Source organism: Curvibacter fontanus (genome assembly GCF_054780335.1).
Genome location: NZ_BAAGWN010000043.1, coordinates 84,118 through 94,617 on the forward strand (window position 1 = coordinate 84,118; position 10,500 = coordinate 94,617).

The 10,500-nt window shown below is 66.3% G+C and carries 10 protein-coding genes; 2 read left to right on the top strand and 8 right to left on the bottom strand.

The window, feature by feature from the left end; genetic code table 11:
- Position 1: 1 nt before the first annotated feature.
- From ACYVH8_RS15070 to ACYVH8_RS15105, 8 genes are all read right to left on the bottom strand, one after another.
- Positions 2-1,351: an MmgE/PrpD family protein gene (locus ACYVH8_RS15070; RefSeq protein ID WP_460489627.1), complete on the bottom strand. Its 1,350-nt coding sequence runs from the start codon at positions 1,349-1,351 to the stop codon at positions 2-4.
- Between the two features lie 97 nt (positions 1,352-1,448).
- Positions 1,449-2,861, bottom strand: a complete 1,413-nt coding sequence (locus ACYVH8_RS15075) for an aldehyde dehydrogenase family protein (RefSeq protein WP_460489628.1) — start codon at positions 2,859-2,861, stop codon at positions 1,449-1,451.
- On the bottom strand, positions 2,861-3,508 hold the full coding sequence (locus tag ACYVH8_RS15080; RefSeq protein WP_460489629.1) for a thiamine pyrophosphate-dependent enzyme: 648 nt from the start codon (positions 3,506-3,508) through the stop codon (positions 2,861-2,863). Before ACYVH8_RS15080 ends, ACYVH8_RS15075 begins: the two co-directional genes overlap by 1 nt.
- 9 nt (positions 3,509-3,517) lie before the next feature.
- Positions 3,518-4,054 (bottom strand): thiamine pyrophosphate-binding protein, encoded by a 537-nt coding sequence (locus ACYVH8_RS15085; RefSeq protein WP_460489630.1) that lies wholly within the window; start codon positions 4,052-4,054, stop codon positions 3,518-3,520.
- 78 nt (positions 4,055-4,132) lie between these two features.
- Entirely contained in the window at positions 4,133-5,353 is a 1,221-nt protein-coding gene (gene tcuB, locus ACYVH8_RS15090; protein WP_460489631.1) for a tricarballylate utilization 4Fe-4S protein TcuB, read from the bottom strand.
- Positions 5,340-6,758 carry an FAD-dependent tricarballylate dehydrogenase TcuA gene (tcuA, locus tag ACYVH8_RS15095; RefSeq protein WP_460489632.1) on the bottom strand — a complete coding sequence of 473 codons (1,419 nt, stop codon included), beginning with the start codon at positions 6,756-6,758 and terminating at the stop codon, positions 5,340-5,342. Before tcuA ends, tcuB begins: the two co-directional genes overlap by 14 nt.
- A 150-nt stretch (positions 6,759-6,908) precedes the next feature.
- Entirely contained in the window at positions 6,909-7,664 is a 756-nt protein-coding gene (locus ACYVH8_RS15100) for an SDR family NAD(P)-dependent oxidoreductase (protein WP_460489633.1), read from the bottom strand.
- Positions 7,665-7,780: 116 nt separating this feature from the next.
- On the bottom strand, positions 7,781-8,713 hold the full coding sequence (locus ACYVH8_RS15105; RefSeq protein ID WP_460489634.1) for a LysR family transcriptional regulator: 933 nt from the start codon (positions 8,711-8,713) through the stop codon (positions 7,781-7,783).
- Between the two features lie 51 nt (positions 8,714-8,764).
- Here ACYVH8_RS15105 and mnmA point away from each other — a divergent pair, with 51 nt between their 5' ends.
- Complete coding sequence (gene mnmA, locus ACYVH8_RS15110) at positions 8,765-9,910, top strand: tRNA 2-thiouridine(34) synthase MnmA (protein ID WP_460489635.1); 1,146 nt, start codon at positions 8,765-8,767, stop codon at positions 9,908-9,910.
- Positions 9,911-9,985: 75 nt separating this feature from the next.
- A partial coding sequence (locus tag ACYVH8_RS15115; RefSeq protein ID WP_460489636.1) for a hypothetical protein occupies positions 9,986-10,500 on the top strand: 515 nt, incomplete at its 3' end.

The following is a 10,500-nucleotide window of genomic DNA, read 5'->3' on the forward strand; positions in this document are numbered from 1 at the left end:
CTCAGAGGCTGGTCAGGCGCAGGTCCGCGACCTGCAGCCGCTCCATCTGCCAGAGCTGCGCCAGCAGCCGGGCCGCCGCCTCGGCGCCGATGACCGGCGAGGCCAGCTCGGTGAACTTGTCGCTGATGTCCGTGTCGCTCAGCGGCGCCTCGGGGTCGCCCTTGCGGCAGGGTGCGTACTGCTCGATCACTCGGCCGTCGCGCAGGGTGATGACGATGCGCGCGGCGCGCAGGGCCGGGAAACCGGCGCTGAGCTGCGGGTCGGCCACGAGTTTCGTTTTGGCCATCAGCGCACGGAGGTTGGCGTCCTGCAGGCGCTGCGGTTCGAAGGCGTTGAGCCGCACGGCGCCGTACAACAAGGCATGGGCCACCACATAGGGCAGGCTGAACTTGGCCTCGAAGGCGGTGCGTGGTTCGAAGTTGCCGGTCACGTCCAGCGCCGTCTGGTAGGTGTCGATGCGGATGGATGCGATCTGCGCCGGGTCCAGGGTGTGCAGCTGGCGGATGTCCAGCATGGCGTCGATGGCCGCGAAGGTGTGGCCACAGCAGCCGTGGTTCTTCTGCGTGATGGACTGGATGTTGTAGCGCGTGCCCAGGTCCCGCGTGGCCTCGGCCCAGTTCGGGTTCACCGACAGCGCGGCGCCGAAGCCCGCGGGGCCTTCGAGGATGTCCAGCGCGCCTGTCACGCCGTGGGCTGCGCCCTTGCCGGCGTTCACGCCCACCCAGGCCGCGTGCCCCGCGTGCAGGCACTTGGTCATGGCGTCGGAGCGGAAGGCCTGCTGCAGGCCCGAGGCAAAGGTCGCCGCCGTGGCCAGCGCATGGCGCATGACATCGGGGTTTGCGCCGTCCATCAAGGCCGCTGTGGCCGCCGCGCCACCGAAACAACCGATGGTGCCGGTGGTGTGGAAAAAGCGGTAGTGCGAAGGCTGCACCGCCACGCCGATGCGCGTGGAGATCTCGTAACCGATGGTGATGGCCTTGAGCAGGCCCGCGCCGCTGCTGCCCCGCTCCTCGGCCACGGCCAGCGCGGCGCCGATGGTCGGGCAGCCCGGGTGGTAGACCGCGTCGCGGAAGATGTCGTCGAACTCGGCTGCGTGCGAGATGCTGCCGTTGATCCAGGCCGCCGTGGCCGCAAAGGCGGTGCTGCGCTGGCCCGGCAGGCTGGACTTGCCCTGTCCCAGCTCGTCCGCATGGGTGCGCATGAGCTGGGGGCCCGGCGCCAGGGCGATGCCCGGGAACAGGGCCGCGAACCAGTCGATCAGCGCACGCTTGGCATGGTGCGTGACCTCGGCGGGCAGGGGGCGGGTAGCTTCGCGCTGGGCGTAGTCGGCGAGGTGATCGATGACGGTCATGGGTGTTCGATGGCGTTGGTGGGGTTCAGAACCATGCCCCGTTCGCCCTGAGCCTGTCGAAGGGCTTCGACAGGCTCAGCCCGAACGGAAACTGCGGCTAGTAGCTGATCGTCAGCAACCGCTCCTCGGTCATCTCGCGGATGGCGTAGGCCGGGCCTTCCCAGCCAAAGCCGCTGTCCTTGACGCCGCCGAAGGGCATGGCGTCGATGCGGGCGCTCGAAGCCTCGTTCACGTGCACACCGCCAAAACGCAGGGCCTTGGCCGCCGTGAAAGCCGTGTGCAGGTCGGCCGTGAACAGGCCCACCGAGAGGCCGAAGGGCTGGGCATTGGCCTGGGCCACCGCGTCATCGATGCCGTCGAACTCGATCACCGACATCACGGGCGCGAAGATCTCCTCGCAGACCACCTTCATCTCGGGCTGCACACCGGTCAGGATGGTGGGCTGGATCACATTGCCCACACGCTCGCCGCCGGTCAGCAGGCGCGCGCCCGCGGCCACGGCCTCGTCCACCCAGGACTGAGCGCGTTTGGCGTGGTGTTCGCTGATCATGGGGCCGATGATGGTGGCTGCATCGGCCGGATCACCGGCCTTCATCTTCTGCGCGGCGGCCACGAGCCTGGGCACAAAGTCGGCCGCGATGCGGCGGTCCACATAGAGGCGCTGCACCGAGGTGCAGACCTGGCCGGCCTTGCGGAAACCCGCGTTGAGGATCCTGGGGATGGCCAGCGCCGTGTCGGCGTCATGGCAGACGATGGTGCTGGCGATGCTGCCCAGCTCCATCTGCGTGCGGCGCAGGCCGGCCGCGCGCTGGATCTCGCGGCCCACGCGCGTGCTGCCCGTGAAGGCGTAGAAGGCGATGCGCGGGTCGGCGCACAGCTGCGGTCCGACCACCGCGCCATCGCCATGCACCAGGGCCAGCAGATCGGCGGGCAGGCCGGCCTCGATCAGGATCTTGCAGAGCTCCACCGCGGTGAGCGGCGTGAACTCCGAGGGCTTGATCACCACGGCATTGCCACCGGCCAGGGCCGGGCCCACCTTGTGCACGAGTACGTTGAGCGGTGAATTGAAGGGCGTGATCACGCACACCACCCCCCGCGGCGAGCGCATGGTGAAACCCACGCGGTTTTTCACGCCATCGGCCGCCTGCATGGGCACCATCTCGCCATTCAGACGCTTGGCCTCCTCGGCGCACAGCTCGAAGGTCTGCACACAACGTCGTACCTCGTTGTCGCCGTCAGCCCGGGTGAAGCCGGCCTCGTGGCGCATGAGCTCGATCAGTGGCTCCATGCGGCTCTCGACGATGCGCGCCGCGGCCAGCAGGATCTTGTAGCGCTGATAGGGCGTCAGCGTGGACTGCTGCTGCCCCGCCACGGCGCCGGCCACGGCGGCCGTGACCTGCTCGGGCGAGGCCACGGCCATCTCGCCGTAGACCTGGCCGTCGTACTTGTCGCGCAGGGCCTGGCTGGATGCCCCGGCCACCCACTGGCCGCCGATCAGCAGCTGTTTCATCATGCGGCTCCGGCGTAGGTCTGCTGGTTGCCGCGCGTGTTGACCTTGAGGCCTTCCATGAACTTGTTGCGGATCTTGGCCGCGTCGCGCTCGGTCACGCCGGCCGGCGGCGCGTTGTCGGTGCGCGCGCAGATGAAGAGCGGGCCCACGCTTGTGAGCGAAGCCTCGACCAGGGCCTCGAAGTGGGCCTCGTCCCGGGCCCACACGCTGTGGACCAGGCCCGAGCCTTTGCCGATGGCCACCAGGTCCACGCCGCTGGCGGTCATGGTGGGCTGGCCCCCGGTGATCTGGTAGGCGCCGTTGTCCCAGACGATGACGACCAGGTTCTTCGGTTTGACCGTGGCGATGGTGCCCAGGGTGCCGAGCTGCATCAGCAGCGAGCCATCACCTTCCAGCGCGTAGACCTTGCGCTGCGGCTGGGCCAGGGCCACGCCCAGGGCGATGGGGGCGGCCAGGCCCATGGTGCCCAGCATGTAGAAATTCTGCGGGCGCTGGCCGGCGGCCCAGAGGTCGAAGTGGGTGTGACCGATGCCACCGATCACGGCCTCTTCGTGCTTGAGTTTGGCGACCAGACGACGTGTCAGGTCGGAGCGGTTCATCACCTTGGCCACGTCGCGGCCCACGGATTCGAGCAGTTGAGCTTGCATATGAGGTCCTTACTTCTTCACGCGTGCCGTCAGCAGCGGCGACAGGATCATGGCGGCGTTGGCCTGGGTGGCGTAGGCCTGCTTGATCATACGGTCGGCGATGAACTCGACATCGTCCTGGCGCTCGATGGCGTAGTTCTCGATGTTGAGCGAGTTCAGGATGGGGCGCATGGTACGGCAGACGATGACCTGGCCCAGCTGGAAGTCACCCAGCGTACCGCGCTCGGAGATCAGCATCAGCAGGGGAATCTGGTAGGGCACGGTCAGCGAGGCCAGGGCATTGGGCAGAGTGGCAAAACCGCTGGTCTGCATCAATACGATGCCGCGCAGGCCGCCCATATAGGCGCCGGTCACGATGCCCACGGCCTCTTCCTCGCGCGCCGGGCAGACCACGGTGAAATACGGATCGGCGTGCAGGCGCTTGATCAGCGGAGCCAGCACCTTGTCGGGCACGTAGGTGATGAGCCTGATCTCGTTGGCCTTGAAGACACGGACCAGGGTCTCGTCCCAGGTTTCGCCGGCGGGGCCAGTTGTCTCTTGCGCCATGGCACTTCTTTCCTGTTGATTTCAGATGAAAGCCGATGCGCTGCCGAGGCGGTGCATCACAGATTTATTCACAAGTTCTCACTCGTCGCCCACCTTGAGCTTGCTCGGCCGGCGCTTCTCGATGGCCCACTTGAGCAGGGCCGCGCTGCGGAAGAAACCGTGCGCGAACTTGCCGTAGGGCAGCGTGAGGAACAGGGCCATCACGAAGCCCAGGTGCAGGGCCAGGGTGGCCGGCATGACGGCCGTGCCGCGCGCCCCCCACAGGCCCAGGCCCGTGAGCGAAGTGAAAAACAGCAGGGCGATGAAACCGCGGTCCATGGGCTTTTGCGCGGCGTCGCCATGCTGCGGGTGACGCCGCAGGTTCAACCAGTACAGACCGGCCGTGCCCAGGCACAGGCTGACGCCCCCGATGGCACCCAGGATCTTGGGCAGGCTGGGCAGGTCATAGGGCGCGCCCCAGCCGAAGAGATAGTGGTAGAGCGTGGCCACGCTGGTGGCGGCAAAACACAGCATGAAGCCGTAGAAGGTGGCGTGGTGGAAGGCACGGCGCTTTTTCGTCCAGGCGTCGTCCTCGTTGTGGCAGCCCTCGCCGTGGCCGCCGTCCAGGTACTTGAGGCGCAGCACGTCGTGCGTGGCTTCCAACGCCGCAGCGCGTTTGATGCTCGACACGTCCTGCCCCGTTCGGACTGAGCCTGTCGAAGTCCGCGCCAGCCCTTCGACAAGCTCAGGGCGAACGGATATCCAGAAACGCCGCAAGCCCAGGCCCAGGGCCAGCACGGCGTAGAGGAACACCGGCGCGAACAGGCTCACGAGCAGGTTGTGCGGAAAGATGCCGTAGAAATCCGCGGAGGCCGGCACGCGCCACAGCGTGTCCTTGAGCCACAGGGTCAGCATCATGAAAAAGGCCAGGGCGCCCGCCGTGGCCAGGGAGACTGTGAGACCGTTGCGCTGGTACAGCTTGCCCAGCACCGGCGGCCAGGCAAAGTCCGTGTAGGTCCGCAAACGCACCTGAGCCATGGCCTGCGGCACGTTGACCGCGAACTCGTGCGGCGGCGCGTACTGGCAGGCGTGCAGACAGGCGCCGCAGTTGTGGCACAGGTTCGCCAGGTAGTGCACGTCGGCGGCGTTGAAGGACAGGCGGCGTGTCATGGCCGGGAAGACGGCGCAGAAACCCTCGCAGTAGCGGCAGGCGTTGCAGATCTGCAGCTGGCGCGCCACCTCGGCTTCCGGGCTGCCGGGCACGACCTCACCGTTGGCCAGGGCCCGCGCTTCGCGGGTCAAAGTCTCAAGCTGCAACACGTTGCTTCTCCGTATCCTTGTTATTCAGGGCGGCTCGGGCCGCCTCGGTGCCGGCGATGCGGCCGAAGGCCGTGCCGATGGACATGCCCACGCCGGCCGTGTAGCCCTTGCCCAGCACATTGCCGGCCATCATTTCGCCGGCGACATAGAGGTTGTCGCTGGGCCGGCCGCCGAAATGCACGGCGGCCTGGTCGTTGACCTTGAGCCCGAGGTAGGTGAAGGTAATGCCCGGGCGCAGGGCGTAGCCGTAGTAGGGCCCGGTGTCCAGCGGCAGGGCCCAGTGGGTCTTGGCAGGCGTCAGGCCTTCGGTGTGGCAATCGTCCAGCGCCGTGTGGTCGAAGGTGCCGACACGGCAGGCCGCGTTGTAGGCATTCATCGTCTGCATGAAAGCGGCCTCGTCCAGGCCCAGCTTGCGCGCCAGCTCGGGCAGGCTGTCGGCCTGGATGCCCGGGAACACCGGCGGCATGAAACGGCCCACGGCCTTGCTGTCGATGATGGAGTAGCCGATCTGCCCCGGCTGCTGCGCCACCAGCCGACCCCAGATGGCGTAACGCTTGGGCCAGAAGTCCTCGCCCTCGTCGTAGAAACGCCGGGCGTGCTTGTTGACCACCACCCCGAGCGACACGCAGTCCAGCCGCGTGCAGATGCCGCCGTCGTATTCCGGCGCGCGCGCGTCGATCGCCACGCAGTGCGACTGCGAGGGGTCGCCGATCATGTCGGCGCCGTGCCCCATCATGTCCTTGATGAGCACGCCCTGGTTGTAGCGCGTGCCGCGGATCAGGAAGTTGTCGGCCGGCCATTCGCCGTCGGCGTTCTGGCCCCAGGCCTCGCGCAGCCAGGCGCGGTTGGATTCGAAACCCCCGGCGGCCAGCACGCAGGCCCTGGCCTCGATGCGCTCATGGCCGATATAAGCCGCCTTGAACTGTCCGTCCTGGATGTCCAGGCGATCCACGGCAGCGTTGTAGCGGATCACCACGCCCAGCTTCTCCGCGCTGCGGTAGTAGGCGTTGACCAGGGCCTTGCCGCCGCCCATGAAAAAGGCGTTGGTGCGCGACAGGCTCAGGGTGCCCGACAGGGAGGGCTGGAAACGCACGCCGTGCTTGACCATCCAGGGCCGGCAGCTGGAGGAGGCGCGGATGGTCAGGCGGGCCAGGTGCTCGTCGGTGAGGCCGCCCGTGACCTTGAGCAGGTCCTGCCAGAACTCCTCTTCGGGGTAGGCCTCCTGCAGCACGTCCTGCGGTGCATCGTGCATGCAGCGCAGATTGCGCGTGTGGATGGAATTGCCGCCGCGCCACTCCCTGGGCGCGGACTCCAGCAGCATCACGCTGGCCCCGGCCTCGCGGGCCATCAGGGCGGCGCACAGGGCCGCGTTGCCGCCGCCGATCACCAGGACGTCCAGACTCATATCAATTGCTCTATTGCGTAGTACGCGACCCGCGACGCATGAACCGGGTCTTATCGGGGAACGCCGTGGAACCGGCTTTGCCGGTCCACTGGCGTTGCCCCCTTGAGGGGGGTGGCGGAGCGCGCGTAGGGCGCGCAGCCTGGGGGTGCTTCAAAATTGGTACTTGCGCAGGCCGCCGTCCACGGGGATAACCGCACCCGTGATATAGCTGGCGCGCGTCGAGGCCAGGAAGGTCACCAGGTTGGCCAGCTCCTCGGGGTCACCGTAACGCCCCACGGGGATCTCGTTCTCGCACTGCCACTTCTGGTACTCGGGCGAGTAGTTGCGCATGATCTGCTCGGAGATGATGCGGCCGGGCGGCACGCAGTTCACCGTGATGCCGTGCTGGCCCACCATGCGCGAGAGGCCCTTGGCCCAGCTGTGAATGCCGGCCTTGGCGCAGAAGGCGCCGTTGATGTGCTCGGGCTCGCTCTTGCCGGTGATGCAGACGATGCGGCCCCATTTGCGCGCGATCATCTGGTCGATCAGCGCGTCACCGAGCTGGCGCGGGCGGTGGAAGTTCAGCGTGATGGCCTCCTGCCACTGCTCTTCGCTCACGTGCAGGTCCTTGAAGCTGCGCGAACCGCCGGCGTTGTTGATCAGGATGTCCACGTGCCCCAGGCCCTTGACGGCGGCCTGGGCCAGGTTCTGCGCGGCGTCGGCCGCGTACATGTCCTGCTCGATCAGCACCGGTGCATGGCCGCCGGCGGCCACGATCTCGGCGGCGACTTCACGCAGCTTGTCCACACGCCGTGCCGTGATGGCCAGGCGCACGCCTTCGGCGGCCAGGGTTTTGGCAATGGCACGGCCGATGCCCACGCTGGCGCCGGTGACGAGTGCAGTCTTGTTCTTGAGTTGCAAATCCATGATGGTGCTGTCTACGAAACTGAGGGAAAGCACTTTATACCCGCGCAGCAAGCCGCACCAGCGGCAGAGTGGCACGGGGGCATCACAAATCGTGATGCCCCGCCCCGACCGACGCCTCAGGGCGCCAGCAGGCTGGCGCCGACCCAGCGCCCCGAACGCACCAGCTCCCGCGCGCAATCGGCCAGCACCACCCGCGCGGCCAGGCCGGCCGGGGAAAGCTCGTCGTCCGACAGGCTGCACAGGGCATTGGGGCGGCGGGCCTGCGATTCGGCCAGTTCCGACAGGGCAAAACGCGCGGTCGCATCGCTGTAGCGCCCCACGGCCGACCAGGGTTGCAGGGTGCCGCCCAGACCGGCGTCCACCGCGTCCATCAGCAGGGGGAGCGAATCGATCTCGGCCACGATTCTGGGTTTGTAGCGCGTGCGCGCAAACAGCTGGTCCAGCGCGCTGCGCAGGCCGTGCCCGCCGGTAGGCATGATGAGCGGCTCGTCCTTGAGCTGGGCCACGCGCACACGCGCCGGCACCTTGGCGCCCAGGCCCCGGCGCGCGCGGATGTAATACAGCCGCTCCTCCAGCAGCGGCATCACGCTCCAGCGCCGTCCCGGGTCGGTGCTGAACAGCACGGCCAGGTCCAGCTGACGCGCATTGAGCATGGTGGAGATATGACCCGAGAGGCTTTCCACCAGGTGCAGGCGCACATCGGGGTAGCGCTCGCGCATGGCCAGCAGCAGGGGCATGCCCAGCACGGCGGCCGTGGTGGGCGCCAGGCCCACGCTGACCGAACCCGAGAGCCGCGCCTGCTGCGCCGCGCGGGCGGCCTGCTCGGCATGGCGCAGGGTCAGCTGGGCCTCGCGGAAAAAGGCCAGGCCGGCCTCGGTAGGCGTCACGCCCTTGCTGGAACGCTGCAGCAGACGGGTGGAAAGCTCCCCCTCCAGCCGGCTGATCTGCTGGCTCAGGGCCGACTGCACCACGCCCAGCTCCGACGCGGCCCGGCTCATGCTGCCGAGCTCCACCACCCGTACGAAATAACGTATCTGCCTGAGTTCCATAAAAGCCCGTCACGGGTCCCGATGTGTCATGGCTGGGATAATCGCACACCTATGGGCAAAGCAGGCAAGCAAAGGGTCGTGGTGGGTTTGAGCGGGGGCGTGGACTCCGCGGTCAGCGCGCACCTGCTCAAACAGCAGGGTTACGAGGTCATCGGCATCTTCATGAAGAACTGGGAAGATGACGACGACAGCGAATACTGCTCGTCCAACATCGACTTCGTGGACGCCGCCGCCGTGGCCGATGTGATCGGTATCGAGATCGAACACGTCAACTTCGCCGCCGAGTACAAGGACCGCGTCTTCGCCGAGTTCCTGCGCGAATACCAGGCCGGCCGCACGCCCAACCCCGACATCCTCTGCAACGCCGAGATCAAGTTCAAGGCCTTCCTGGACCACGCCATGCGCCTGGGCGCCGAAAAGATCGCCACCGGTCACTACGCAAGGGTGCGCCTCAACGACCAGACCGACAAGCATGAATTGCTCAAGGGCCTGGACCCGAGCAAGGACCAGAGCTACTTTCTGCACCGCCTGAACCAGGCGCAGCTGAGCAAGACGCTGTTCCCCGTAGGCGAGCTGCACAAGACCGAGGTGCGCCGCATCGCGGCCGAGATCGGCCTGCCCAATGCCAAGAAGAAGGACAGCACCGGCATCTGCTTCATCGGCGAGCGCCCCTTCCGCGAATTTTTGAACCGCTACATCCAGAAGGAACCCGGCCCCATCAAGGACGGCACACCCGCGCCCGGCGACAAAGCCTATGGCCGCACCATAGGCAAGCACGAAGGCCTGAGCTTTTACACCCTGGGCCAGCGGCAAGGCCTGGGCATAGGTGGCATCAAGGCCAAAGGCGCGCAAAAAGGCGGCGGCGAACACGCCCCCTGGTTCGTCGCACGCAAGGACATGGATAAGAACACGCTGTGGGTGGTGCAGGGGCACGACCACCCACTGCTGCTCTCGCCGCGTCTGCACGCGCAGGACGCGAGCTGGGTGGCGGGTGAGCCGCCCAAGCCGGGCACCCTGGCGGCCAAGACGCGCTATCGGCAGGCGGATGCGGCTTGCACGATCTCGGACATCGAAAGTGCGGGTTTCAACCTGGCTTTCCCGGAGGCGCAGTGGGCGGTGACGCCGGGGCAGTCGGCGGTGTTGTATGACGGTGACGTGTGCCTAGGAGGCGGCGTGATCGACGCGGCACGCAGTTAGTGGCAGCAAAGGCAGACTGAGACATCAGAACATCGTGAATCAGAGCCCGCGCTTGCGGTGTAACCGGAGACGTTGATGTCAACTTCCGAAATACTTCAATTACTAGTCGAAACAGTCATCGTTGTGCTGCTTTTCTACTTAGCTTTTCTGAAATCATATTTTCAAGAAAAGGGCAAGAATCTCGCCACGAAGGAGGACATTGAAGAGATGACCTCGTTGGTTGAATCCGTCAAGTCTGAGCTTCAATATTCTCTGCAGGCGAAGCTTAGTCTGCGAGCGGAAGAGCACGACGCGTTGGTTAACTACTTCACGAGGTACTCGGTATGGCTGTCTGCAATTTCAAACTGCAGTCTGGCAGGAGTCGACAAGGACAATGTGACTAAGCTGAGCGAGATTCGCTCGCAGCTGGATACTTTTCACTTGGACGTTGACTTGGCCGCAGGCAAGATGCAACTGTTTACCACTAAGGAAGGTCTGAACAAGTCCACCGAACGGCCCCTTGAATCGTTGATCGTGGCAAAGGAGTTGTGCCGATGGACCAGATCAGTTTCGCCGATGCCGAATACGCAGGCAAGAGGAAGAAGACCCGG